The 24,473-nt window shown below is 71.3% G+C and carries 21 protein-coding genes; 10 read left to right on the top strand and 11 right to left on the bottom strand.

Annotation, left to right across the window (positions count from 1 at the left end; genetic code table 11):
• Window positions 1-22: 22 nt before the first annotated feature.
• From KYX17_RS22190 to KYX17_RS22175, 4 genes are read left to right on the top strand one after another with little or no spacing between them, the layout of a single operon-like run.
• On the top strand, window positions 23-1,018 hold the full coding sequence (locus KYX17_RS22190; RefSeq protein WP_243229587.1) for a carbohydrate ABC transporter permease: 996 nt from the start codon (window positions 23-25) through the stop codon (window positions 1,016-1,018).
• Window positions 1,015-1,953 (top strand): carbohydrate ABC transporter permease, encoded by a 939-nt coding sequence (locus tag KYX17_RS22185; RefSeq protein ID WP_243229586.1) that lies wholly within the window; start codon window positions 1,015-1,017, stop codon window positions 1,951-1,953. Before KYX17_RS22190 ends, KYX17_RS22185 begins: the two co-directional genes overlap by 4 nt.
• A gap of 1 nt (window position 1,954) precedes the next feature.
• On the top strand, window positions 1,955-2,608 hold the full coding sequence (locus tag KYX17_RS22180; protein ID WP_243229585.1) for a DUF624 domain-containing protein: 654 nt from the start codon (window positions 1,955-1,957) through the stop codon (window positions 2,606-2,608).
• A 34-nt stretch (window positions 2,609-2,642) separates the two neighbouring features.
• The gene (locus KYX17_RS22175) at window positions 2,643-4,718 is read left to right on the top strand and encodes a beta-galactosidase (RefSeq protein WP_243229584.1); all 2,076 of its coding nucleotides are present in this window, start codon (window positions 2,643-2,645) and stop codon (window positions 4,716-4,718) included.
• 60 nt (window positions 4,719-4,778) lie between these two features.
• Here KYX17_RS22175 and KYX17_RS22170 read toward each other — a convergent pair whose 3' ends face one another.
• A complete protein-coding gene (locus KYX17_RS22170) occupies window positions 4,779-5,762 on the bottom strand; it encodes a LacI family DNA-binding transcriptional regulator (RefSeq protein WP_243229583.1) in 984 nt (327 codons plus the stop codon).
• 72 nt (window positions 5,763-5,834) lie between these two features.
• Between KYX17_RS22170 and galT the strand changes: the two genes are divergently transcribed.
• The 3 genes from galT to galE all read left to right on the top strand — a co-directional run bounded on the left by galT (window position 5,835) and on the right by galE (window position 9,353).
• Window positions 5,835-7,010 carry a galactose-1-phosphate uridylyltransferase gene (galT, locus tag KYX17_RS22165; RefSeq protein ID WP_243229903.1) on the top strand — a complete coding sequence of 392 codons (1,176 nt, stop codon included), beginning with the start codon at window positions 5,835-5,837 and terminating at the stop codon, window positions 7,008-7,010.
• Between the two features lie 107 nt (window positions 7,011-7,117).
• The gene (gene galK, locus KYX17_RS22160; protein ID WP_243229582.1) at window positions 7,118-8,299 is read left to right on the top strand and encodes a galactokinase; all 1,182 of its coding nucleotides are present in this window, start codon (window positions 7,118-7,120) and stop codon (window positions 8,297-8,299) included.
• Window positions 8,300-8,378: 79 nt separating this feature from the next.
• Window positions 8,379-9,353 (top strand): UDP-glucose 4-epimerase GalE, encoded by a 975-nt coding sequence (gene galE / locus KYX17_RS22155; protein WP_243229581.1) that lies wholly within the window; start codon window positions 8,379-8,381, stop codon window positions 9,351-9,353.
• Window positions 9,354-9,501: 148 nt separating this feature from the next.
• On the opposite strand, the gene KYX17_RS22150 is transcribed toward galE, so the two are convergent.
• From KYX17_RS22150 to KYX17_RS22135, 4 genes are all read right to left on the bottom strand, one after another.
• Complete coding sequence (locus KYX17_RS22150) at window positions 9,502-10,836, bottom strand: MFS transporter (protein ID WP_243229580.1); 1,335 nt, start codon at window positions 10,834-10,836, stop codon at window positions 9,502-9,504.
• A gap of 13 nt (window positions 10,837-10,849) precedes the next feature.
• On the bottom strand, window positions 10,850-11,779 hold the full coding sequence (locus KYX17_RS22145; protein ID WP_243229579.1) for a ChbG/HpnK family deacetylase: 930 nt from the start codon (window positions 11,777-11,779) through the stop codon (window positions 10,850-10,852).
• Window positions 11,776-12,924, bottom strand: a complete 1,149-nt coding sequence (locus tag KYX17_RS22140; RefSeq protein ID WP_243229578.1) for an ROK family transcriptional regulator — start codon at window positions 12,922-12,924, stop codon at window positions 11,776-11,778. Before KYX17_RS22140 ends, KYX17_RS22145 begins: the two co-directional genes overlap by 4 nt.
• A 183-nt stretch (window positions 12,925-13,107) precedes the next feature.
• On the bottom strand, window positions 13,108-15,348 hold the full coding sequence (locus tag KYX17_RS22135; protein ID WP_243229577.1) for a glycoside hydrolase family 3 C-terminal domain-containing protein: 2,241 nt from the start codon (window positions 15,346-15,348) through the stop codon (window positions 13,108-13,110).
• 125 nt (window positions 15,349-15,473) lie between these two features.
• Here KYX17_RS22135 and KYX17_RS22130 point away from each other — a divergent pair, with 125 nt between their 5' ends.
• Complete coding sequence (locus KYX17_RS22130; protein ID WP_243229576.1) at window positions 15,474-16,061, top strand: TetR/AcrR family transcriptional regulator; 588 nt, start codon at window positions 15,474-15,476, stop codon at window positions 16,059-16,061.
• On the top strand, window positions 16,058-17,530 hold the full coding sequence (locus KYX17_RS22125; RefSeq protein WP_243229575.1) for a carboxylesterase/lipase family protein: 1,473 nt from the start codon (window positions 16,058-16,060) through the stop codon (window positions 17,528-17,530). The genes KYX17_RS22130 and KYX17_RS22125 overlap by 4 nt, the downstream gene beginning before the upstream one ends.
• A 26-nt stretch (window positions 17,531-17,556) precedes the next feature.
• Here the strand turns inward: KYX17_RS22125 and aztD are convergent, their stop codons facing one another.
• Genes aztD through aztB form a run of 4 tightly spaced genes read right to left on the bottom strand, consistent with a single transcriptional unit; the run spans window position 17,557 to window position 21,736 of the window.
• Window positions 17,557-18,747 carry a zinc metallochaperone AztD gene (gene aztD / locus KYX17_RS22120; RefSeq protein ID WP_243229574.1) on the bottom strand — a complete coding sequence of 397 codons (1,191 nt, stop codon included), beginning with the start codon at window positions 18,745-18,747 and terminating at the stop codon, window positions 17,557-17,559.
• A 33-nt stretch (window positions 18,748-18,780) separates the two neighbouring features.
• Window positions 18,781-19,689 (bottom strand): metal ABC transporter substrate-binding protein, encoded by a 909-nt coding sequence (locus tag KYX17_RS22115; protein WP_243229573.1) that lies wholly within the window; start codon window positions 19,687-19,689, stop codon window positions 18,781-18,783.
• Complete coding sequence (locus tag KYX17_RS22110; protein ID WP_243229572.1) at window positions 19,686-20,885, bottom strand: hypothetical protein; 1,200 nt, start codon at window positions 20,883-20,885, stop codon at window positions 19,686-19,688. The genes KYX17_RS22115 and KYX17_RS22110 overlap by 4 nt, the downstream gene beginning before the upstream one ends.
• The gene (aztB, locus tag KYX17_RS22105; RefSeq protein ID WP_243229571.1) at window positions 20,882-21,736 is read right to left on the bottom strand and encodes a zinc ABC transporter permease AztB; all 855 of its coding nucleotides are present in this window, start codon (window positions 21,734-21,736) and stop codon (window positions 20,882-20,884) included. Before aztB ends, KYX17_RS22110 begins: the two co-directional genes overlap by 4 nt.
• 55 nt (window positions 21,737-21,791) lie before the next feature.
• On the opposite strand from aztB, the gene aztA reads away from it, so the two are divergent.
• Window positions 21,792-22,463 carry a zinc ABC transporter ATP-binding protein AztA gene (gene aztA / locus KYX17_RS22100; RefSeq protein ID WP_243229570.1) on the top strand — a complete coding sequence of 224 codons (672 nt, stop codon included), beginning with the start codon at window positions 21,792-21,794 and terminating at the stop codon, window positions 22,461-22,463.
• Here aztA and KYX17_RS22095 read toward each other — a convergent pair.
• Both KYX17_RS22095 and KYX17_RS22090 read right to left on the bottom strand, forming a co-directional pair.
• Window positions 22,446-23,405 carry a site-specific DNA-methyltransferase gene (locus tag KYX17_RS22095; protein WP_243229569.1) on the bottom strand — a complete coding sequence of 320 codons (960 nt, stop codon included), beginning with the start codon at window positions 23,403-23,405 and terminating at the stop codon, window positions 22,446-22,448. The two genes, aztA and KYX17_RS22095, sit on opposite strands and share 18 nt — an antisense overlap.
• Complete coding sequence (locus KYX17_RS22090; protein WP_243229568.1) at window positions 23,384-24,433, bottom strand: biotin/lipoate A/B protein ligase family protein; 1,050 nt, start codon at window positions 24,431-24,433, stop codon at window positions 23,384-23,386. Before KYX17_RS22090 ends, KYX17_RS22095 begins: the two co-directional genes overlap by 22 nt.
• Window positions 24,434-24,473 lie beyond the last annotated feature (40 nt).

The raw sequence follows: 24,473 nt of genomic DNA, 5'->3' as shown, positions 1-24,473 counted from the left end.
AACACCTGCATCGGAGAGTCCCGTGAGCACCACTGCGACCAGAGTCATCGTGACGGGCGAGAAGCCCTCACGCCGTCCCCTTTTCCGCAGACGCCGTCCGGAGCATCTGGACCGGCCCGGCCAGCGGCGTCGCGAGCGGCGCGAGACCCTGGCGGGCTACGGATTCCTCGTCCCGTGGCTGATCGGCTTCTTCGGCCTCACGCTCATCCCGATGATCTATTCGCTGTACCTGTCGTTCACCAGCTACAACATCTTCTCGCCGCCGAAGTGGATCGGGCTGGACAACTACGTCCGGATGTTCACGAACGACCCGAGCTTCATCCAGTCCGCGCAGATCACCCTCGTCTACGTGCTCGTGGGCACGCCCATCACCCTGGCGGCAGCGCTCGGAGTCGCGATTCTGCTGAACTATCGCGACAAGGGCGCCGGGTTCTTCCGGTCGGCGTTCTACGCCCCGTCGCTGATCGGCGGCTCCGTCTCGGTGGCCATCGTGTGGCGTGCGATGTTCGCCACCGACGGCCCCGTCGACAACTCGCTCAACCTCTTCGGCATCGACATCGGCGGATGGATCGGCATCCCTGAGCTCGTCCTGCCGATGATGATCCTGCTGGCGGTGTGGCAGTTCGGATCCACCATGGTGATCTTCCTCGCGGGCCTCAAGCAGATCCCCAAGGAACTGTACGAAGCCGCCGAGATGGACGGCGCGGGCGCCTGGCACCGTTTCCGCGCGGTGACCATGCCCATGCTCTCCCCGGTCATCTTCTTCAACCTGCTGCTGGGGCTGATCGGAGCCTTCCAGGTGTTCGCGTCCGCCTACATCATCTCCAACGGCACCGGCGGCCCCGCCGGGATGACGAACTTCATCACCCTGTACCTGTACAAGCGCGGATTCTCCGATGGCCAGATGGGATATGCCGCGGCCATCGCCTGGGTGCTGCTGGCGGTCGTCGCCGTCATCGCCTTCATCCTGTTCCGCACCCAGCGCAGCTGGGTCCACTACGCCGGAGACAACCGATGAGCGTCTCGAACACGACCCCGACATCGCCGTCCGCGACGACCCCGATCTTCGCGCAGCAACAGACCACTCCCGCGGCCCCGGCCAGGCGACCGATCAAGCGCAGGACCTGGCAGACGATCATCTGGCTCGTCGCCCTGATCGCGCTGACCGCGGTCGTGCTCTACCCCCTGGTCTGGCTGCTGTTCTCGACGTTCAAGCCCAACAGCGAGTTCGGCTCCAGCATCGGCCTGCTGCCGGACTCCCCGACCTTGGAGAACTACGCCAAGGTCATGGAGGGCATCGCCGGAGTGCCGATGTGGCGGTTCTTCCTGAACTCGTTCATCCTCGCCGCCGGCGCGGTGGTCGGAACCGTGCTCTCCAGCGCCCTCGCGGCCTACGCGTTCGCCCGCATCCAGTTCAAGGGCCTCGGCATCCTGTTCGCCGCGATGATCGGCACCCTGCTGCTGCCGTTCCACGTCGTGATCATCCCGCAGTACATCATCTTCAACGAGCTCGACCTCGTCGACACGTTCTGGCCGCTGCTGCTACCGAAGTTCCTCGCCACCGAGGCGTTCTTCGTCTTCCTGCTCGTCCAGTTCATGCGCCAGATGCCGCGCGACATGGACGAGGCCGCGCGGATCGACGGCGCAGGTCACATCCGCATCTTCTGGGCGATCATCCTGCCGCTCATCAAGCCCGCGCTCATCACCTGCTCGATCTTCGCGTTCATCTGGGCGTGGAACGACTTCCTCGGTCCGCTGCTCTACCTGACCAGTCCCGAGAACTACCCCCTCCCCATCGCGCTGCGCCTCTACAACGACGCCTCCTCCGGCGGCGCCGACTACGGTGCCACCGTCACCGCGAGCTTCATCGCGCTGGTCCCGGTGCTGCTGTTCTTCCTGGTCTTCCAGCGCTTCCTCGTCGACGGCGTCGCCACCCAGGGACTGAAGGGCTGACATGGATCGCAAGCAGCTCCGCGCCGCTCGGCGTGCGGACGCCTCCGGCAGCGGCCCCACGCTCGAGGACCGCCCTCCGGCGCGCTTCCCGGGAGCAAAGGGCGCCTTCGCCCTGTTCGGCGAGGTGCTGTGGACCGGACTGCTGATCACCGTGGCCGGTCTCCCCGTCGTGACGCTCCCGGCCGCGCTGGCCGCCGGCATCCGGCACCTGCGCCGCTACGTGAACGCCGAGGAGTCCCACGCGCGCACGTTCTGGCACGACTGGCGGAGGGCTCTGCTCCCCGGAGGACTCGTGGTCGGCGCCGCCGCCGTCGTCCTGGCCGTCGTGCTGGTCGTCGACATCCGGGTCGCGGCGACCGGCGCCCTGCCCGGAGGAGAGGCGATCGCCCTCATCGGGTGGGCCGGACTCGTCGCCGGCGCGGCACTCGTGCTCGTGACGGCGAGCGCGTGGACTCCCGAGTCCGGCTGGCGTGCTGCCGTCGGGGCCGCGTTCCGGAATGCGGCATCCGATCCGGTCGGCGCGATCTATCTCGCGGTCGCCGCCGTGCTCGTCGGCGTCGTGACCTGGATGCTCATCCCGCTGGTCCTCGCCGGACTCGGCTGCGCGGCCTTCGCCGCCGTCGCCGTCCCGGCGCGTCCCCGCCGCCGCGCCTGAACCCTCATCCACGCAAGAACTGGAGCTGCTCGACGTGCTGTACGGAGCCGACTACAACCCCGACCAGTGGCCGGAGGAGGTGTGGGACGAGGACGTCCACCTCATGCAGGAGGCCGGAGTGAACATCGTGAGCCTCGGCATCTTCGCGTGGTCGCGCATCCAGCCGGCCGAGCACGTGTGGGACTTCGACTGGCTCGACACCGTGATCGACAAGCTGCACGCCGGCGGCATCCGGGTGAACCTCGCGACCGCGACGGCGTCCCCGCCTCCGTGGGTGAGCGCGACGTACCCCGAGACGCTCCCGGTCGATGAGACCGGTGCGTCCTACTGGCCGGGCAGCCGACAGCACTTCGCGCCGTCTTCGCCCACCTACCGGCGCCTGGCCGGCGAGCTGGTCCGGCGTCTGGCGCAGCGCTACGCTCAGCATCCCGCCGTGGTCATGTGGCACGTCGGCAACGAGTTCGGCTGCCATCTGTGGATGGACTTCTCGGATGCCGCGCGCGACGCGTACCGCGTGTGGCTGGCGAAGCGCTACCGCACCGTGGACGCGCTCAACGAGGCGTGGGGCACGAGCTTCTGGTCGCAGGCGTACGGCGCCTTCCACGAGATCTTCCCTCCGCGCCTGGCCCCGTACAGCCATAACCCGTCCTCGATGCTGGACTGGCGCCGGTTCACGAGCGACATGCTGCTGGAGTGCTACCTCGCCGAGCGCGAGATCCTCATCGAGGCCGGCGCGACCCAGCCGATCACGACGAACTTCATGGGCCCTTTCAAACCGGCGGACTACCGCGGCTGGGCGCCGTTCATGGACGTCATCGCCGACGACTGCTACCCCGACCCGTCGAACCCGAACCGCATCCGCGACGCGGCCTTCCAGCGCGACCTGATCCGCTCGCTGAAGCCGGGGGTGCCGTGGATGCTCTGGGAGCAGGCGACGGATGCCGTGAACTGGCGTCCCGCCAACCCCGGGAAGACCCCGGGCGCGCTGATGGCGGAGACCGCGCAGTCGATCGCCCGCGGCGCCGACGGCATCATGTTCTTCCAGTGGCGCCAGTCCCGCGCCGGAAGCGAGAAGTTCCATTCCGCGATGCTGCCGCATGCGGGCACCGACACCCGAACGTGGAGGGCGGTCACGGACCTGGGAGCCCGGCTCGCGGCGCTCGGCGACCTTCCCGCACCGGGACGCGACGCGCAGGTCGCGCTGGTGTTCGACTGGGAGAACTGGTGGGCGGTCGAGGAGCGCGATCATCCGACCGAGATCGACTACCTGGCGCTGACGCTCGAGTGGTACGGCGCGTTCCACGCCCGCGGCATCCAGGTCGACGTGATCGGACCCGAGGAGGCGGCATCCGGATACGACCTCGTCGTCGCCCCGGTGCTGTACCTGCTCCGCGACGAGGGCGCGGCCGCGCTCGCCCGATTCGTCGAGGACGGCGGAACACTCATCACCGGTCCCTTCACCGACATCGTCGACGAGCACGATCAGTTCCGCACGGGCGGGTTCCTCACCCGGCTCGGCGACGTGCTCGGTCTGCGGTACGAGGACTTCGGCGCGCTCGCCGGGGAATCGAGCGGCGGCAGCGGCGTCGGGGCGCTGAGCGCAGACGACGTCCAGGCCTCCCGGGACGCTGCGGCACGAGGTTCGGTCTCCTTCTCGTTCGACGGGAGCAGCAGCGTCGGGCGCCTGGTCGCGGAGACGGTGCATCCGGCGGGTGCGACGGTCGTCGCGGTGTTCGAGAACGGTCTGCAGACGGGTTCGCCCGCGATCACGCGGCACGCGTTCGGCGGAGGTGAGGCGTGGTACGTCGCGACGCATCCCGATCCGGCGGCGCTCGACGCGCTCGTCGGCACCGTCGTGGAGTCGGCGGGAGTCCGCCCCCTGGTGGACGAGCTCCCACCCGGGGCCGAGGTCGCCCGTCGCGGCGAGCTCGTCACTCTCATCAACCACGGCGAGCACCCCGTCGAGATCGCCATCACCGGCACGGATGCCGAGACCGGCGAGGCCGTGGAGCGGGTGTCGCTGGACCCCCAGGGCGTGGCCTTCATCCTCGCGCCTGCGGATGCGCCGTCCGCACGCCCGTCGGCGCTGTCGGGCTCCGCGATCGCCTGATCGCACTCCGGCGAAAGCGTGCTCGGCACGGTAGGCGTCGGACGACCGGGCGCGGCCGGGTTACGCGCTCGCGCGCTCGACGAGCCGCGTGGGGATGACGCCGGAATCGGCCGCGCCGCCCTCGATGTCCGCCACGAGCGCGCCGACCGCGCGCTGCGCGAGGGCGGCGAAGTCCTGGCGGATGGTCGTGAGCGGGGGACGGTAGTTCGCGGCATCCGGAACGTCGTCGAAGCCGATCACCGCGACGTCCTTCGGCACCCGTCTGCCGGCGTCCGCCAGGGCGCGCAGCAAGCCGAGCGCCATCTGGTCGTTCGCGCAGAACACGGCGGATGCCTCGTCAAGAGCTCCGGCCGCCGCATGACCTGAATCCGCCGACCAGTCACCGCGGACGACGGCCGGCGGGTCGATCCCGGCCGCGATCAGCGTCTCGCGCCAACCGCGCTCGCGCTCGGCCGCGGCGAACGAATCGGCGGGCCCTGCGAGATGGTGCACGGTGTCGTGACACTCGAGCAGCCGTGCCGTCGCCAGCCGTGCCCCTCCCGCGTGGTCGCTGTGGACGGCACGCAGTCCCGAGCCGTCCGGGGCGTCGACGACGACCAGGCGAAGGTCTGTGGGTCGCTCGGAGGCCGGAACCTGCGCGGAGGCCTCGTTCAGCACGATCGCGCCGTCCACGCCCTGGTCGTGCAGACGCTGGAACGCCCGGCTCACGCCCGCCTCGCCCGCGGCCGTGACGACCGTGAGCGCGTAGCCGCGCTCCTCCGCCGCTTCGGCGGTGGCCTGGAGCATCCGGGAGTTTCCGACCGTGGCGAGCGTCGTGACGACGAGGCCGATGGTCTGCGATCGTCCGGTACGAAGCGCGCGAGCGGCCGGATGCGGGCGGTATCCGAGTTCGGCCATCGCCCGCTCGACGCGGGACCGGGTCGCCGGATCCACGCGCGGGCTGTCGTTGACCACGCGCGAGACGGTCTGCCCCGAGACGCCGGCGTGTGCGGCGACCTGCGCCATCGACACGCGCCCGCTCGATGCGCGTCCGCCCGGTGTCATCGCGCCCTCCTCGTTCCGAACTCCTGCATGTTGACGTTACCACCGCCGGCGGGTTACCGTGTTTACGTGAACATGCAGGAATCCGCATCGACCCGGACCGAGCTCGGCGCCGGAGTCGTGAAGCACGCGACAGCCCTCGCCGACGGGCGCGAGCTCATCTACTTCGATGACCCCGGCACCACCCTCGGCCCTGATCGCGCCGTCGACGCGCGCGCACTCGACCCGCGCCCCGACACCGCGACGATGCGTCTGGACGTCCTGACCGGCGACTGGATCACCGTCGCCGCGAACCGGCAGAACCGCGTCATGATGCCCTCGGCGGATGCCGACCCGCTCGCCCCGCAGACCCCGACGAACCCGTCCGAGATCCCGTCCCGCTACGACGTCGCCGTGTTCGAGAACCGCTCCCCCGCCTTCGGGCCCGCCCTGCCCGACGGCTTCGGCGGCGTGCCGACGGCATCCAACCCCCCGCGCGGACTCGACGACCTCGCGGCCCTCGGCTTCGAGCGCACGCGCACCTCGGTCGGGCGCTGCGAGGTCGTGTGCTTCAGCCCGGAGCACTCCGGTTCGTTCGGCACCCAGACCGTCACCCGTGCCCGCACCGTCATCGAGGCGTGGGCGGACCGCACCGCGGCACTGTCCGCGCTCCCCGGCATCGAGCAGGTCTTCCCGTTCGAGAACCGCGGCGAGGCGATCGGCGTGACCCTGCCGCATCCCCACGGCCAGATCTACGCCTACCCGTACGTGACCCCGCGCACCACGCGCGTGCTCGACAGCATCGACCGCACCGCCCCCGAGCTGTTCCAGCACATCCTCGACTCCGAGCGGGACTCCGACCGCGTCGTGCTGCAGGGCGAGCACTGGACGGCGTTCGTGCCGTTCGCCGCCCGCTGGCCCCTCGAGGTCCACCTCATGCCGCATCGGCACGTCCCCGACTTCGCCGCCACGACGGATGCCGAACGCGACGAGCTGGCTCCGCTGTACCTGCGGCTGCTGCGCGGCGTCGACGCCCTCTACGAGACCCCGACGCCCTACATCGCGGCCTGGCATCAGGCCCCCGTGAACGTCGGGCGCGACACCGTGCGCCTGCACCTGCAGCTCACGAGCCCCCGCCGCGGCGCCGACAAGCTGAAGTTCCTGGCCGGTAGCGAGTCCGCGATGTGGGCCTGGACCGCCGAGATCCCGCCGGAGACCTCCGCCGCGCGGCTGCGCGAAGCGGTCGCGTCGGTCGCCGACCCCGCCGCCTGAACCGCTGGCGACCGGAACCGCCCATCACGGCATCCGGTTGCACCGCAGATGCCGGCACCCGCCGTCCGCCCGAGAACTCCCGCAACGACGCCCCACACGAGGACACCATGACCACTGAGACCACCGCCCGCGAGCTGTTCGCCTCCCTCGCCGGCCGCGAGCCCGACGGCATCTGGTCGGCCCCCGGCCGCGTGAACCTCATCGGCGAGCACACCGACTACAACGAGGGCTTCGTGCTGCCGTTCGCGATCCCGCATCGCACCGTCGCGGCCGTCGGCCTGCGCACCGACGGCCTGGGCCGCGTGAGCGTCGCCTCGACGTTCGCCGAGGAGCCGGTCGAGGTCGCCCTGGACGAGCTCGACCGACTGTTCCCCACGCCGGCCGGCGCGCAGCCCGCGGTGCCCGAGTGGGCGGCCTATCCGCTCGGCGTCGCGTGGGCGCTGCAGGATGCCGGGGCCACCGGGTCCGGCGTCGACATCGCCATCGCCTCCGACGTGCCCGTCGGCGCGGGGCTGTCGTCCTCCGCGGCGATCGAGGGGGCCGCCGCCTCCGCCCTGAACGACCTCTGGAACGCGGACCTCGACCGCACGGCCCTCGCCCGGATCGGGCGCAGAGCCGAGAACGAGGCCGTCGGCGCCCCGACCGGCATCATGGACCAGATGGCGTCGATGATCGGCGGAGTCGACACCGCGATCTTCCTGGACTGCCGCACGCTCGAGGCCCAGCAGGTGCCGCTCGCGGTCGCGGAGGCGGGGCTCGCGATCCTCGTGATGGACACGCGCGTCAAGCACGCCCATTCCACCGGCGGCTACGGCGAACGCCGCGCCGCGTGCGAGCGCGGCGCGGCGATCATGGGCGTGCCGTCGCTGCGCGACGTCTCGGTCGACGACCTGACCAGGGCGCAGGAGCTGATGGACGATGTCACGTTCCGTCGCGTGCGCCACGTCATCACCGAGAACCAGCGCGTCCTCGACACGGTCGCCGTGCTGCGCTCCGAGGGGCCGCGCGCGATCGGCGACCTGCTCGTCGCCTCGCACGCGTCGATGCGCGACGACTTCGAGATCTCGGTCCCCGAGCTCGACACCGCGGTGGAGGCGGCGCTCGCGGCGGGAGCGCTCGGTGCGCGCATGACCGGCGGAGGCTTCGGCGGCGCCGCTATCGCTCTGATCGAGGCGGATGCCGAGGCCGCCGTGTCCGCCGCCGTGGAAGCGGCCTTCGCCGCGGCCGGCCACGCCGCGCCCGCGCTGTTCACGGTGACGCCGTCCGCCGGCGCCCGCCGCGACGCGTGATCGCGGGTTCCGGGCTGGAAGAAGCATCCGGGCTGGAAGAATAGGAAGCGAGCCGCGGCAGCGGCAGGAGAGGAACAGCATGTCCTGGATCGTCACCGGCGGCGCCGGCTACATCGGATCGCACGTCGTCCGCGCTCTCGCGGATGCCGGGCTCCAGCCGGTCATCCTCGATGACCTCTCCAGCGGCGTCGCGTCCTTCGCGCCCGAGGGCGTCCCGTTCGTACGGGGTTCGATCCTCGACCGCGACCTCGTCGAGAAGGCGCTGCGCGATCACGACGCCGACGGCGTGATCCACGTCGCGGGGTTCAAGTACGCCGGCGTCTCGGTCGAGCGCCCGCTGCACACCTACGCGCAGAACGTCGAGGGCACCCGGATCATCCTCGAGGCGATGGCGGCCGCCGGCGTGACGAACATCGTCTTCTCGTCGTCCGCCGCGGTCTTCGGCACGCCGGACGTGGCCCTCGTCACCGAAGACACCGCGAAGGCTCCGGCCAGCCCCTACGGGGAGTCGAAGCTCATCGGCGAGTGGCTGCTGCGCGATCAGGCGACCGCGACGGCCTCGTCCGACGCGCCTCTGCGGCACACCTCGCTGCGCTACTTCAACGTCGTCGGCTCGGCCGATCCCGCGGTGTACGACGTCAGCCCGCACAACCTCTTCCCGATCGTCTTCGAGGCGCTGCTGGCCGGGAAGACCCCGCGGATCAACGGCGACGACTACGACACTCCGGACGGCACGAACGTCCGCGACTACGTGCACGTCGGCGACATCGCCGCGGCGCACGTCGCCGCCGCGAAGCGCCTCGTCGCGGGCGAGCCGATCGAGCCCGCCTACAACCTCGGCTCCGGCGAGGGGCTGAGCGTGAAGCAGATCATGGATGCCGTGGCCCGCGTCACCGGCATCGACTTCACGCCCGAGATCGGTCCGCGCCGCCCCGGCGACCCCGACCGGATCGTGGCGGCCGGCGACCTCGCGGCCCGCGACCTGGACTGGAAGATGCGCTACACGGTCGACGAGATGGTCCGCACCGGCTGGGAGGCCCGCCGCAGCGCCTGATCCCTCGCGCGCTGCTTCGGGCCGCGAGACTTTGTTTCCGAGGTGAGACTTGGTCTACTGCGCCAAGTCTCGCCCCGCAAACCAAGTCTCGCGGGCGGCGGGCGGCGGGCGGCGACGGGACGCGGGCGGCGACGGTGCGCACGCGGGATCACGCGGGGGCGTAGTCCCGCGTGCGGATGGGGTACAGCCAGAAGCACAGCCAGCCGAGCGCCGTGAACGCCAGCGGCACGACGGCGAGCATGATGCGGATTCCGCCGTCCACGGCATCCGGCTGGGCGTCGCCCAGCGCGGCGTCGAATCCGGCCGCGTTCAGCACCCACGCCGCCACGATCGCCTGCAGCACGACCGAGCCCCGCACGACGAATCCGTTCACGCCGAAGTACACGCCCTCGCGACGGTGCCCGGTGCGCGCGGCATCCTCGTCGATGATCTGGGACAGCACGACCTCGAGCAGTTGCAGCAGCCCGCCCACGCCGATCCCGACGGCGACGCCGACCAGCGCCGCGCCGAGAACGCTCGTGGGCAGCAGGTACGCCAGCACCGTGATCCCGAAGACGGCCACCGCCCACAGCAGGGCGGTCCTCGGCGTCGTGCGCCGCACGACCACGCTCCACAGCACGATGGCGGGGATGGCGGTCGCGAAGATGGCCCCGAGCAGGATGCTCCCGTCGCCCTCGGCCGCGCCGAGCGAGTAGCGCACGTAGAACGGGATCGCCGCGAGGATCACGGCGATCGAGGTCTGCACGAACAGCGATCCCAGCACGTACGGGACGAACGCGCGGTTGCCGAACGTGTAGCGCAGCTGGTCGCTCCAGATCATGGCGGCCTCGGCATCCGGGACCTCGCCTCGGCGCTCGATCATGCCGCCGGCGAAGGACCACACGAGCATGACCAGGCACACCGCCCCCAGCGCGATCGCCATCCCCGGCCAGCCGATGCTGTCGTAGAGCAGCGGTGCCCCGGCCGTCCCCAGCACCATCCCGACGATCGCGAAGATCTGCCGCGGGACGTTGCCGCGCGCCCGCTCGGCCGTGGTGCGGAAGATCTCGGGGAACAGCGCCGAGATGTTCAGCACCACCACGACGAAGGCGATGTCGTACACGGCGACCACGACGAGGAACCACACGATCAGTCCGCCGGCGGGCAGCGCGGGCGGCATCCAGACCAGGGCGAACGCCACGACCAGCGGCACGATGCCCAGCCCGATCCACGGGATCCGCCGTCCCCACGGGGTGCGGATCCGGTCGGACAGGGCGCCCACCACGGGGTTGAGCAGGGCGTTGAGGATGCCGTGCGCGATCATGGCCGCGGCGACCCACTCGGCCGGCACGCCGAGGTGCGCCACGTAGAAGTACACGACGAAGGCCGAGAAGGTCTGCGCCATGAGCTGCGTCGGGAAGCCGGATGCCCCGAACGCGATCGTCTGCGCCCGGCTGGGCGCATCGCCGAGGCGTCGGTCTCGGATGCGGGTGACCAGGCTCATGGCTCTCCTCGCCTCAGCGGCTCCCGCCGCGCTGCAGATCGCGCAGGGCCCGCCAGCCGATCCGCATGAGACCCTCGTCGGCGATCGTAGCGGCCACGAGCGGGTCCGTGAGCAGTCGCAGCTCGTATCCGCGTTTGGCCGCGCTGAAGTCGACCGCCGCGCGCAGCTCGTCGTCGTCGACCATGGGGTGCAGATAGATCTCGGTGACGCCGGCCGGCACCGCCCTCAGCAGCGCGAGGAATCCGTCCCGCACCTGTTCGTAGGTCTCCTCGGCGTCCGTGCCCTCCCCCGCGAGGGCGAAGGGATGCGTCCACAGCCGATCAGGGATGACGATTCCCGCCGCGTCGGCGGCGGCTGCGGCGCGGTCGAGCACCGGCTGGAGCGCCGGGTCGAGTTCGGGTCCGTCCACGATGCGCGGCAACCGGAACGGCAGCCCGTGCGCCGCCGCGAGGGCGAACACCTCGCCGAGGAAGTCCCGCCCGGTCTCCAGGCCGTAGACGGATCCCATGTGGTTGTCGAGGTGCGTGACGTCGGCCCCGGCATCCAGCGCCGCCTGCAGCTGCGCGGCGATCTCGGCGGCGACGTCCGCGGCGTGCGCGTGCTCCTCGACCGCGCGCACCTCGACCGGGAAGTATCCCGCCGCATCCGTCAGCGAGGTCGCGGAACCGGTCAGCGGACGCCAGCGGTAGTCGCTCCACTCGCTCGTCAGGACGAGGTGCACGCCGATGTCCAGGTCGGTGCGCGCGGCGGCGAACGCGAGCGCTTCGGGTGCCCAGGCGCACGGCACCATGACCGTGGTCGAGTCCAGCTGTCCGCGCTCGAGCAGGCCGGTGATGGCGGTGTTGGCGGCGTGGCACATCCCGAAGTCGTCGGCGTTGATGATGACGGCCCGCGCCTCGGGGGCGAGTCCGAGGCGGGCGGTCAGATCCGAGGGAGGCGTCATCGCGGGGTCCTGTCGGTTCGGGTGAGGACGGCGGAGAAGACGGTCTCGCGCAGAACGGCGGTGGCCTCGCTCACCGCTCCGACCAGCGTCGCCTCGCGGCCGAAGGACGACACGCGGAAGGCGAGCGGGAGCAGGTGCGCGACGTCGTCGGCCGCCTGGCGCACCGCGTCGACGAATGCGGGATGCGCTGCGTCGCCCGCGAGGATGTAGGCGGCGGGATCGACGACGAGCGTGATGCCGCCTGCGACGAGCACGAGTCTGCGCGCCAGCTCCGCCATCATCTCGATCGCGGCCGCGTCCCCCTCCAGAGCCGCGTCCAGGTGCAACCGCAGCGGCGCCTCCGGGTCTCGGTCGTTCGTCAGCGCGAGGTCGGCGACGACCACCTCGTTGAGCACCGGGGCCCCGACGGGAAGGTCCGGGTGGGGCAGGTACATGACCTCGCCGGCGATGCCTCCCGACCCGCGCTGCAGGCTCCCGTCGATGACGATCCCGGCGCCCAGGCCGTCGTCGATCATGAGCAGCGCGAAGCTCTCCAGGTCCGTGGCGACGGTGCCGGCGAGCTCGGCGAGGGCCGCGAGATTGACGTCGTTCTCCATGCGCACGTCGCAGCCCAGCCGCGTCGTGAGCGCCGACCGGAACGCGCCGCCGTCCGGGCCCTGGTCGTCGCGGATCTCGCCCGAGCGGGTGACGATGCCGGGGACCCCGACGACGGCGACGCGCAACGGTCCCCCCGCCGGTGTCAGCGCGGTGCCGATCAAGGCGGTCACGGCGTCGACGCGGTCGGACAGGTCTCCCATGGCGGGAAACGGGCCGGTGCGCTCTGCGAGGACGCGGCCGGTCGCATCGATGATCGCGACGCTCGCCGCATGGTGATCGATGTGGACGGCGGCCGCGCATCCGAGCGACGGATGGAGGGAGACCCGGGTCGCCGCCGGTCCGTGCGTCGCGCGGTCCACCCCAGCGGATGCCACAGCTTCCCCGGTCTCCAGCATCCTCAGGACCTGCGTGACGGCCGTCCGCGACAACCCGGTCTCGCCCATCAACTCCGCGCGGGTCAGGGGGCCACGACGTGCCAGCGCCTCCAGGATCGCTCGCGCGTTCAGGCTCCGCAGCAGGGTCTGCGGGCCGGCCGGAGGTCGTGTCACGTCGCTTCCTCGCGCTTCGTCGGGATCAGTATGACACAAAGTGTCAGAGTTCTCGCCACATTGTGTCACACTTTCCGCCGGCGGGTTCTGCGCCACGAATCAACGGATGCCACAGAAGTTTTCTGTGGCATCCGCCGAAAGGTGTAGCAGAAGGCGGGCGGGGCGGGACCGGCCGCCGCGCGACTACGGCTGGTTGCCGAGGGCGATGAGCTGAGCGACCTGCTCCCGCGTCACCCCCATGCCGGGGAAACCGGCGAGGCGCCCGATCGGGAAGGACGCCATCATCTTCGCCATCGCCTCGTCGCTCATGATCCCGGCATCCATCGCGCCCTCCGCGGCGGCCTGGCCACCGGCCAGCTGCTCGCTCACGATCGGACCGACCACCGGATGCGCCAGCAGCTCTCCGATCGACGAGTTCGCGGTGAGCGGGATGCGGACCTCGTCCCCGGCGACGTGCACGGAGGTCGATCCTCGCAGGTCGCGGCTGGAGGCGCCGACCTCGACGCGATAGGCACCTCCCTCGACGACGAACCGGTCGACGCGGATGTCCCAGTACGCGAGGTCCTCGCGACGCACCACGACCGCGACGTCCTTCGTCTCCCCCGCGGCGAGCGCGACGGACGCGAAGGCCTTCAGTTCGCGCGGAGCGCGTTCGACCGCGGACACCTCGGGCGCGACGTACACCTGCACGACCTCGCGGCCGTCCACGGAGCCCGTGTTCGTCACCGCGACGGTCACGGCGATGTCCCCGCCGTCCACGACCGTCGCGCTCGGCGCCCCGTAGGCGAAGGATGTGTACGACAGGCCGTGCCCGAACGGGAAGGCGACGTCCATGCGCCGCGCGTCGTACCACCGGTACCCGACGAAGACGCCCTCGCCGTAGCGGACATGGCCGAACGAGCCGGGGAAGTTCCCGAACGCCGGGGTGTCCTCGAGGCGGTGCGGAATGGTCTCCGTGAGCCGCGCGGACGGGTTCACGGCCCCGGTGAGCACGTCGACCGTCGCGGATCCGCCCGCCTGGCCGAGCAGCCACGCCTCGACGATCGCGGGCACACGGTCGGCGAACGGGAGGGCGACGACCGACCCGTTGGACAGCACGACGGCCACCTTCGGGTTCACGGCGAGCACGGCATCCACGAGCTCGAGCTGAACCGCCGGCAGGTCGATGTGGGTGCGATCGAACCCTTCGGATTCCTCGGCCTCCGGCAGACCGAGGAAGAGCACGGCCACATCGCTGCGGCCCGCGAGGGCGACGGCCTCGGCCTTCAGCGCCTCGGCGTCCCCCGATCCGTCGAACGTGAAGCCGGGAGCGAACGAGACGCGGTCGCCGAAGGCGTCCAGAGCCGTGTCGAGACGCGTCGGGCTGATGTGCGACGAGCCGCCGCCCTGATAGCGCGGCGTCCGGGCGAACTCGCCGATCACCGCGACCGACGCATCGGCCGCGAGCGGCAGCACGGGAGCGCCGTTCACCGGCGCGTTCTGCAGCAGCACGATCGACCGGCCCGCGACCTCGCGAGCGAGGGCGTGATGGGCCTCGACGTCCAGGGGTCCGGCTGCGGCGGGGCGGGCCTGGGACTTGGCGACGAGGTCGAGCACGCGACCGGCGGCGGTGTCGAGCACGGCCTCATCGAGCGAGCCGTCCTTCACGGCGGCGACGATCTGGGCGTCCGTGACGCCTCCGCTGGAGGGCATCTCGAGGTCGAGTCCGGCTTCGAGCCCCGCCACGCGGTCGTTCACCGCACCCCAGTCGGAGACGACCAGCCCCCGGAAGCCCCAGTCCTCGCGCAGCACGTCGCCGAGAAGCCACGGGTCCTCGGAGGCGTAGACGCCGTTGATGCGGTTGTAGGAGCACATCACGGTCCAGGGCTGGGCCTCCTTGACGACGTACTCGAAGCCGCGCAGGTAGATCTCGTGCAGCGGCCGCGGGTCGATGTCGCTGGAGGAGCGCATGCGGTCGTCCTCCTGGTTGTTCGCCGCGAAGTGCTTGAGCGACGAACCGACCCCCTGGGACTGGATGCCGCGGACGAGACCCGCTCCGATCCGGCCCGCGACGATCGGGTCCTCGGACACGTACTCGAAGTTGCGGCCGCACAGCGGCGAGCGCTTGATGTTGATGCCGGGACCGAGGATCACCGCGACGTCCTCGATCGCGGACTCCACGCCGAGCGCCACGCCCACGCGCTCCGCGAGCTCGGGGTCGAATGACGAGCCGAGAGCGACGGCGGGCGGGAAGCACGTCGCCGGCACGCTGTCGTTGAGGCCGAGATTGTCGCTCGCGCCGCGCTGCTTGCGCAGGCCGTGCGGGCCGTCGGTGAGCATGATCGACGGGACGCCCGCCCGACCGATCGCGGTGGTGGTCCAGAAGTCGGCGCCGCTGGTGAGCGCGGCCTTCTCCTCGAGGGTGAGGTCCTGAGCATCGGTCATCTGAGTTCGCCTTTCGCCGCATCCGCCGTGGATCGCACGGTCAGAATACGTCCGCCTTCGCGCAAAAAGCAAGCATCGTTCGGTTTTCACTTCCCCGGGCGCGCCGTCACGGATACGCTGTGAGCATGACGCGACGCGGGGCCTATGCCAAGGGGATCGCCAAGCGCGAGGAGATCCTCACGACCGCGCTCGACGTCGTCGCAGCGCACGGATACCGCCGGGCGTCCGTCCGCGAACTCGCGGAGGCCGTGGGGCTCAGCGCCGCAGGGCTCCTGCACTACTTCGACAGCAAGGAGGAGCTGTTCACCGCGATCCTCCGCAAGCGCGACGAGCACGACCAGCAGACCTACGGCAGCGAGGATGCGGACATCGACATGCTGCTGACCGTGATCCGCCACAACGCCACCGTGCCCGGACTCGTGCAGCTGTACGCGCAGCTCGCGGTCGAGGCGGTCGATCCCGAGCATCCGGCGCACGCGTTCTTCCGGGAGCGCACCGAAGCGCTGCAGGAGCAGTTCCGCGCCGCGGTGGTGCGCGCACAGGAGGACGGCGAGATCCGCGCCGACCTGGATCCGGCCTGGGTCGCGACCAGCGTGCAGGCGCTCTCGGACGGGCTGCAGTCGCTCTGGTTGCTCGACCCCGGCATCGACATGGCCGCCCACATCGAGAAGTTCCTGGACGCGCTGCGCCCGGGGGAAGGAGCAGCAGCGTGACCGAAGCACCCGTGGTGCACACCGCGTCCGGTCCCGTCCGCGGATTCTGGCGGGACGCCGGCACCCCCGAGGCCTCCGCCGCCTTCCTCGGCATCCCGTTCGCCCAGGCACCCGTCGGCGACCGCCGGTTCGCGGCCCCGGTGCCTCCCGAGCCGTGGACCGAGGTGCGCGACGCACTCGAGTACGGGGCCACGGCGCTGCGGCGCGATCCCGGCGAGACGCTCATACCCGAACCGCCGATCCCGGGGAACGCCACGCTCAACGTCAACGTGTTCACGCCGTCGCCCGGCGGCGACGAGACGCTGCCGGTTCTGGTCTGGATCCACGGCGGCGGCTACACCGAGGGGTCACCGGCGAGTCCCTGGTACGACGGCAGCCGCTTCAACCGCGACGGCGTCGTGACCGTGTCGATCTCGTACCGGCTGGGCTTCGACGGCTTCGGGTACATCGAGGGGGCACCCCACAACCGCGGCGTGCGGGACTGGATCGCCGGCCTCGAATGGGTGCAGCAGAACATCGCGGCCTTCGGCGGCGACCCCGGCCGCGTGACGATCGGCGGCCAGTCGGCGGGCGGCGGCGCCGTGCTGACTCTGCTGAGCATGCCGGCGGCCCAGCATCTGTTCCACGCGGCGATGGCCATCTCTCCGGCTCTCGCGGATGTGCCCGCGGACAGCGCCAGAGAGCGGGGCGAGCGACTGGCCGGGATCCTCGGCGTCGAGGCGGACGTCGCCGGTTTCCGATCCGTGTCCGAGGGCCGCGTCCTCAAGGTCCAGTCCCAGGCGCTGCCCGCGCGGAAGGGACTCGGCCTGCTGACCGGACTCATCGAGGACGGTCTGCCGTGGGGACCGATGATCGACGGCGAGCTCGTCACGCGACCGGCCGTGGACGCCCTGAGGGCGGGCGTCGGAGCGGACAAGCCCCTCCTGATCGGCGCGACGGACGACGAGTTCACCATGATCGCGGACCAGGCACCGTGGGCGGTGCGCTTCGTGCCGGCCGGCGTCCTGCTGCGCGCGGGTCTGCGCGACCGTCGGGTGCGACGCGCGTATCTCACGGCGAACCGCGCGCAGCGCGCCAAGGGACCGGCGGCGATGGTCGGCCGCTTCGTCACCGACCACGTGTTCCGCAGTCTGGTCGCGCGTGTCGCGGAGGCGCGCAGCGGCGCGGATGCCGAGACCTGGGCGTACGCGTTCCGCTGGGTCTCACCGACCAAGGGCTGGTCGTGCCACTGCCTCGACGTCCCGTTCTGGTTCGACGGGCTGGACCGTGTGCGGGTCGATGCGCTGGCCGGGCCGCGCCCGCCGCAGTCGCTCGCCGACGAGATGCACGGCGCGGCGGTCTCGTTCCTCTCCTCCGGCGCCCCCGGATGGCCCGCGTGGCGGACCGATCCGGGGACGTCTCGGGAGTTCGGCGGCGACGGGCCGACCGTCACGACGACGGCCTACGACTCCGCCCTCGCCCTGGTCTGATCCTCGGCTCGTCGAGAGCGAGGGTGTCAGCCGACGACGACCATCTCGTTCGGCACCTGGGGCAGCTCGGCCGTCGCGATCTGCTCGCCGGTGTGCGGATCGAGAGCCACGATCGTGCTGTTCGCCGAGTCGGTGACGTACACGACGTCGCCGGTCGTCGCGATCGCCGGGTGCGGCTGCTGCCACTCGGTTGGGCCCTCCCACGCCTCGATCGCGTCGTGCGACGCCGTGATCTCGCCGGTCGCGGGGTCGATCACGTGCAGGCGCCCGTCGGACCCGATCAGCACGGCGTCGCCGTCCTCCGTGCGGGTGACCCCGCGGAACGTGTAGCTGACGCCGTCGGGAAGGGAGACCTTCTCCAGCGTCTTCGCCTCGGTGTCCACGAGCGCGATGTCGGTCAGGAGGTAGCCCTCGGCATCCGGATCGTCCTTGTAGTCCATGACGACCAGCGGGCTGTCCTCGGAGACGTAGGCGTTGCCGATGCGGCCGTACTCGTCCGGCGAAGTGAGCTTCGTGATGACGCCGTCATCGAACACGAGCACGCCGTTCTCGCAGCCGAACACGACGGCCTCTCCCTCGGCCGTGCCCTCGCCGTGCACGCCGGGGCACTCGGCGCTCACGGCGACCTCGTGCCCGTCCGCGTCGACGGCTCGGATGCCGGTGCGTCCGCTCGCGTCTCCGACGGTTGTCACGAACGTGCCGTCCTCCAGTACGACCGAGACGCCGTGATGGGCCTCCACGCCGGGGATCACCTCGGCCTCGGGCAGCTCTGCGTCCACCTCGGCGAGCGCCGCGGTGTCGAAGATCGTCGTGTCGCTGGTCGCGTCGTCGTACAGCACCGTCTTGCCCCCGTGACGGACCACGTGACCCGCCGCTGCGGCCTCGACGACGAGGTCGGTCAGCTCCGGCTCGCGCGCGTCGAGAAGCTGGAAGCCCTCCGAGGTGGTGACGAACGCGTGCCTGCCGTCACCGGCGGCGTTGAGGCGGACGAAGTCCTCCGAGGGCAGGTCTTCGATCACCTCGAGCGACTCCCCGTCGACGACGAGGACGCCGCCCTCGTATGCGATCGCGAGACGCGGTCCGCCGGCCGCGGCATCCGTGTCCGACGTCGCGGCGTCGCCCGGCTCGGCCGCGGACTGGGTCGCGCACCCCGTCAGCAGGAGCGCCGCACCGACCACTCCGGCTGCGAGGCGCACCGTTCGATTCGGCTGTGTCATTCTTTCTTTCCTCTCGTTTGCCCGTCCGGGCGTTCAGGGGCTCAGGCCCTCGGTGATGCGCGCGGTGTTGACGCGCATCATGTCCAGGTAGGTGTCGCCGGGTTCCCCCGGGGGCGCCAGCGACTCCGTGATCAACTCGACGACGGCCACGTCGCGGTCGGCCTCGTCGGCGAGGACCTGCACGAGGCGGTCCGGGGAGGACGACTCGGCGAAGATCGTGCGGACTCCGGCCGCGTCGATCGCGTCCACGAGCTCCTGCAGGTCGGCGGCGCTCGGAGCGGCCAGGGTCGTGCCGCCCGGGATCGCCGCGCCGAGCAGCGTCACGTCGTAGCTCCTGGCGAGGTAGCCGAACACGTGGTGGTTCGTCACGAGCGCGCGGTGCTCGGCGGGGATCGCGCCGAGCGCTGCGGCCATCTCGTCGTCCAGTGCCGCGATCTCGGCACGGTAGGCGTCCGCTGCGGCGCGGACGTCAGGTCCGGCTGAGCCGGCGAGCTCGACGAGCGCGGGTTCGAGAGCGTCGACGACGAGGAGCATCTGCGCCGGGTCGGTCCAGAAATGGGGATCCGGACCGGCGCCCTCGGCGTACTCGAGCACCTCGACGTGGTCTCCGGCGGAGAAGACCTCGACGCCCTCGTCGGCCGCGGCCTCGACGTGCTGCGCGAGGCCCTCCTCGAGACCGAGCCCGTTGGCCACGACGAGATCCGCGTCACGCAGCCCCGCGGCCTGCTGGGCGGACAGCTCGAACGAGTGCGGGTCTGCGCCGGGTGCCATCAGCGTGACGACCTCGAGCTGCTCTCCGGCGATCTCGGAGACGACGTCGCCGAGGATGTTCGTGGTGACGTAGACGCTCGGCCGGTCCTCCCCCGAGACGGCGCAGCCGGCGAGCCCTCCGGCGAGGGCGATCGCGAGGACTCCCGCAGCGGCGCGGAGCGGGCGGCTCATCGTCCGGTCCCCGCGAGGTGCAGCGGCGTCGACGCCGTCTCGAAGACGCGCGAGAGGCGCGCGCCGTCCGCCGGGTCGATCTCCCACATCGTCTGCTCGAGCGGCCCGTTCAGATAGGCGCGGTTCTGGTCGACGACGAACCGCACGTGCGGTGCGACCTCGTCATCCGCCAGGGATGCCGAGACGAGCGGCTCGGTGCGCGAGACGACCGCGCCGCCGGCCAGGACGATCACCGCTCCGTCGGCCGTGAGCGCAAGGACGCGTCCCTCGGCGTCGTCGACGGCGGCGACGTGCACGAGCGGCTCGCCGACGTCGACCAGGGTCCAGGCGCGCTCCCGCGTGTCGAGGATCCACACTCCGGTCTCTCCGGCGAGGGCCGCCACGCTCGGTCGCCCCTCCCGGGCGGCGAACGACGTGGCGGCGGGAGCCGTCGCCTGCGGATACGGGATCCGCTCGTGCGCCTCCGGGGCGCCGCCGGCGAACAGCAGCGCTCCGTCGGCGCAGCCGATGACGACGCCGACGACCGTGGTGATGGTCCCGCTCGCGCTCGCGCAGGGCAGCTCTTCGCTCGCCGTGCCGTCGTTCCCGACCACGCGGACGGTACCCGGCTGCTCGGCCCCGGCGCCCGCGTCCGTGAGCACGGCCCCGGAGGTCAGCGGCACCACGACGCCGTCGCCCTCGGCGGCGATGCGGAACGTCTCCTCGATCCGCCCGTCGGCGAGTGCCGCGGTGTCGAGGAGGACGGCCTCGTCGTCGAAGCGCACGCCGACGCCGACCTCGCCCGTGACGACGGCGGGCGTGCCGTTGCCGGAGACGTCTCCGATGACGCGGGCCGGAGCCTCGTAGTAGTGGAAGTGGTCGATGTGGCTCCACGTCCACACCCCGCTGTCGATGACGGTGACCGAGCCGTCCCGGATGCCGAACAGGTATCTCCCGTCGGACACCACCTCCTCGACCGGATCGATGTCGGCGAGCACGGAGTCCTCCTCGTCGAGGAGGTCGAGATGATGCACGGACCCCTTCTCGTCGACCGTGGTGAGGTGCAGTGCGGGCTCGGCGAGCTCCTGCGCCCCCTCGATGTGCCCGTGCCCGTCGCCCTCGCTCGTGGGCTCCGTCGTGCTCGGCGCGGCGGGTGCGGCGCACCCGGCGAGAGAGAGGAGGAGGATGCCGGATGCTGCGGCGACACGGAATCTCATGGGGTCCTTTCGGAAAGGGCGCGGTCCTGCCGCGCGGCGACGAACCGGACGAACCGGTGCAGGAGGGCGGACGCTGCGGCCGCGAGGATCGCGACGAACGCGATCGTCGCTCCGGCCGCCGTGCCGGCGTGCCAGGAGATGAGCAGCCCGGCGGCGACCGCGGCGATCCCGATCGCCGCGGCGAGCGCCATGGCGGTGGGAATGCGCGTGGTCCACGGCCCCGCGGCGACGGCGGGGCCGAGGAGCATGCCGACCACGAGCAGGGATCCGACCGCCTGGTAGGCGGCGACGACGGCGAGAGTGATGAGGCCGACGAGCAGCACGTGCGCGAGCCTCGGGCGCAGCCCGAGCAGCTGCGCCTGGCGCGGGTCGACCGTGAGCGCGACGAACGAGCGGTGTCCGAGCGCGGCGACGACGATCGTGAGGACGACCACGCCCGTCAGCAGCGCCACGTCCTCGGCGGACGCCGCGAGGATGTCGCCGAACAGGATCGCCGTGGCGTCCGTGGCGAAGCTGCGCGAAGCCGAGATGATGATGACCCCGAGCGCCAGGCTGGCGACGAACAGCAGGCCGATGCTCGTGTCGGCGGAGAGCCGCCCGCGTCGCTGCAGCGCGCCGATGCCGAACGACATGGCGGCCGCGCTGACGGCCGCGCCGAGGATGCCGGGGACGCCCGCGAGCGTCGCGACGGCGATGCCCGGAAGCATGCCGTGCGCCATCGCCTCGCCGAGGAAGGCCATGCCGCGCAGGACCACCCAGGTGCCGACGACGCCGCAGACCACGGCGACGAGAGCACCCGCGAGAAGGGCGCGCTGCACGAACTCGGCGGCGAAGGGGTCGAAGAGGGTCACAGGGAGCGACTGTAGCAGTTATTGAGAATGATTTTCATTTGCAATACTGATGGGCGTGTCCTCCTCTGCTCTGCTTCCGACCACCCGGGTGCTGTCGCTGCGCGACGTCGCCGTCGATCACGACGGGCATCGCGCCCTGCGCGGCGTCGACCTGGACGCGCACGCCGGACGGCTCGTCGTGGTGTCCGGGCCGAACGGCTCGGGCAAGTCCACCCTGCTGTCGGTCGCCGCGGGTCTGCTCGTCCCCCGGCACGGCTCCGTCGAAGTGCGCCGCGGCGCCCGTGTGGCCCTCGTCCCGCAGTCGACGCCCCTTCCGCCGCATCTGCCGCTGACGGTCGCGGACATCGTCGCCATGGGCACCTGGGCGCGCCTGGGCGCGTGGCGTCCGGCCCGGAAGACCGACCGCGCCCTCGTGGCAGAGGCCATCGCCGGTGTCGGACTCACGGACCTGACCCGACGACCGATCGGCACCCTGTCCGGCGGACAACGGCAGCGCGCGCTGCTGGCCCAGGCGCTCGTACAGCGAGCCGATCTCGTGCTGCTGGACGAGCCGATGGCCGCGCTGGACGCTCGGTCACGGGCGATCATCGCGGACGCGGTCGATCAGCTCACCGCGACTGGCGCGGCCGTGGTCGCCGTCACCCACGACCCCGGTGAGTTCCGCCGCATCGACCAGCGGGTCGAGCTCGAGGACGGCCGCGTGGTGGTGTCACGTGCCGGGGCGTGACGGTCCGTTCGAGGCGAGTTCGGCATGCGGCATCCGCGCCTGCATCACGCGGATCGCCTCGGGGTTGTCGTCGACGAGGACGGCATCGCGTCCCAGCGCCGAGGCGACCGCCCCCGTCGTGCCGCTGCCCGCGAAGAGATCGAGCACGCGATCTCCCGGGCGGCTGGACGCCTGGACGATCCGCCGGAGGATCCCCTCGGGCTTCTGCGTCGGATAGCCGGTCTTCTCTCTCCCGGTGGTCGGGACGATCGTGTGCCACCACACGTCGGTCGGGAGCTTCCCGCGCGCCGCCTTCTCGGGCGTGACCAGGCCCGGCGCCATGTACGGCTCGCGGTCCACGGCATCCGAGTCGAAGTAATGCGCACCCGGGGTCTTCACGTACACGAGGATCGTGTCGTGCTTGGTCGGCCAGCGCCGGCGCGACTTGCCGCCGTAGTCGTACGCCCAGATCAGCTCGTTGAGGAACGAGTCGCGGCCGAACACGGCATCCAGCATGACCTTCGCGTAGTGCGCCTCCCGGTAGTCCAGGTGCAGGTACAGCGTGCCGTCATCGGCGAGCAGCCGCCAGGCCTCCTCGAGTCGCGGCATGAGGAACGCGCCGTAGTCGTCGAAGCGATCGTCGTACGCGCGGAGGATGCCGCGGACGCGCTCGTACGCATGCCCATGGAAGCCGTGCCGGACCTCCTTCGGCGACGGCTCGTCCTCCGCGTCGACCTCGACGTCCAGCTCCGGCTGCTCGGTGAACCGCCGGGCCGTGACGACCTGGCGCTCCTGTGCGCGACCGGTGTTGAACGGCGGGTCGAGGTACACCAGCGCGAAGGATGCCGTCGGCAGCGTCCGTGCGATGTCGAGGCTGTCCCCGTGGACGATCCGGACGGACCCGGGAGACGCGGAACGGTTCTCGGAGGGGGGCGCGGGGATCACGGGACCCGGTGCAGCCATGCCTCGGTGGCGAACTTCGACTCCACGAGGGCTTCCGCGTCGGCGTACTCATCCGGGGCGATGGCGCCGTCCTCGGCCTGCGTGAGCGAGCGGAAGGTGTCCTTGAAGCGCTCGATGATCTCGGCCCGGGCGAGACCGGTCTGGCTGCGCAGCGGGTCGACGCGCTTGGCGGCCGAGGTCGTGCCCTTGTCGCTGAGCTTCTCGCGACCGATGCGCAGCACCTCGGTCATCGTCTGGCCGTCGATGTCGTAGGACAGCGTCGCGTGATGCAGCACGCCGCCGTTGGCGAGGCGCTTCTGAGCGGCCCCGCCGATCTTGCCGGTGGGCGAGGCGATGTCGTTGAGCGGCTGATAGGTCGCGTCGATGCCGAGCGAGCGCAGCGCCTGCAGCACCCAGTCGTCGAGGAACGCGTAGGAATCGGCGAACGTGAGACCCTGCACGAGGGATGCCGGGACGTACAGCGAGTACGTGACGATCTGCCCCGCGGCCATGAGCATCGCGCCGCCGCCGGAGATGCGTCGGACGACGTCGAAACCGTGCCGCGCCGCCCCTTCGGGATCGACCTCGTTGCGGTACGACTGGAACGATCCGATCACGACCGCGGATTCGTCCCACTCCCAGATGCGCAGCGTGGGCCGGCGGCGCCCCTCGCCGACGCGGGAGGTGAGGACCTCGTCCAGCGCGAGGTTCATTCGCGGGGAGACGGCCTTCTCGTGCACGATCTCCCAGTCGAAGTCCCGCCATCCGGGAGCGGTGACGAGCGCGCGGCGGACGGCCGTGCCGACCGCCTCCGGGCTGAAGCCGAGCAGCTGCGCGCCGTCCGGGAGCGCGCTGCGGACCGCGGCGGCGATGGCGGAGGCATCCGATTCGGCCATCAGGCCGTTGACGGCGCGATCGATGTCGTCGAGAGCGGTGTCCGGCTCGAGGAAGAAGTCGCCGGCGAGCCGGAAATCGGCGATCCTGCCGTCCTTGACCTCGAGATCGACGACGACGAGCTTGCCGCCCGGAACCTTGTACTCACCATGCACCGTCCCAGCCTACGCCCGGCGGCCCCGCCCGGTCCTGCTC

It is taken from the genome of Microbacterium sp. CIAB417 (assembly GCF_022788845.1).
Note: the sequence above shows the minus strand (reverse complement) of the source record. Positions and strands in the feature narration are given on the sequence as shown.

What these genes read in the sequence shown, in the direction of transcription:
- KYX17_RS22185 (WP_243229586.1), top strand. Translation starts at nt 1,015, where the DNA reads ATGAGCGTCTCGAACACGACCCCGACATCGCCGTCCGCGACGACCCCG.
- KYX17_RS22180 (WP_243229585.1), top strand. Translation starts at nt 1,955, where the DNA reads ATGGATCGCAAGCAGCTCCGCGCCGCTCGGCGTGCGGACGCCTCCGGC.
- KYX17_RS22170 (WP_243229583.1), bottom strand. Translation starts at nt 5,762, where the DNA reads ATGACACCGGGCGGACGCGCATCGAGCGGGCGCGTGTCGATGGCGCAG.
- galT (WP_243229903.1), top strand. Translation starts at nt 5,835, where the DNA reads ATGCAGGAATCCGCATCGACCCGGACCGAGCTCGGCGCCGGAGTCGTG.
- galK (WP_243229582.1), top strand. Translation starts at nt 7,118, where the DNA reads ATGACCACTGAGACCACCGCCCGCGAGCTGTTCGCCTCCCTCGCCGGC.
- galE (WP_243229581.1), top strand. Translation starts at nt 8,379, where the DNA reads ATGTCCTGGATCGTCACCGGCGGCGCCGGCTACATCGGATCGCACGTC.
- KYX17_RS22150 (WP_243229580.1), bottom strand. Translation starts at nt 10,836, where the DNA reads ATGAGCCTGGTCACCCGCATCCGAGACCGACGCCTCGGCGATGCGCCC.
- KYX17_RS22145 (WP_243229579.1), bottom strand. Translation starts at nt 11,779, where the DNA reads ATGACGCCTCCCTCGGATCTGACCGCCCGCCTCGGACTCGCCCCCGAG.
- KYX17_RS22135 (WP_243229577.1), bottom strand. Translation starts at nt 15,348, where the DNA reads ATGACCGATGCTCAGGACCTCACCCTCGAGGAGAAGGCCGCGCTCACC.
- KYX17_RS22130 (WP_243229576.1), top strand. Translation starts at nt 15,474, where the DNA reads ATGACGCGACGCGGGGCCTATGCCAAGGGGATCGCCAAGCGCGAGGAG.
- aztD (WP_243229574.1), bottom strand. Translation starts at nt 18,747, where the DNA reads ATGACACAGCCGAATCGAACGGTGCGCCTCGCAGCCGGAGTGGTCGGT.
- KYX17_RS22115 (WP_243229573.1), bottom strand. Translation starts at nt 19,689, where the DNA reads ATGAGCCGCCCGCTCCGCGCCGCTGCGGGAGTCCTCGCGATCGCCCTC.
- KYX17_RS22110 (WP_243229572.1), bottom strand. Translation starts at nt 20,885, where the DNA reads ATGAGATTCCGTGTCGCCGCAGCATCCGGCATCCTCCTCCTCTCTCTC.
- KYX17_RS22095 (WP_243229569.1), bottom strand. Translation starts at nt 23,405, where the DNA reads ATGGCTGCACCGGGTCCCGTGATCCCCGCGCCCCCCTCCGAGAACCGT.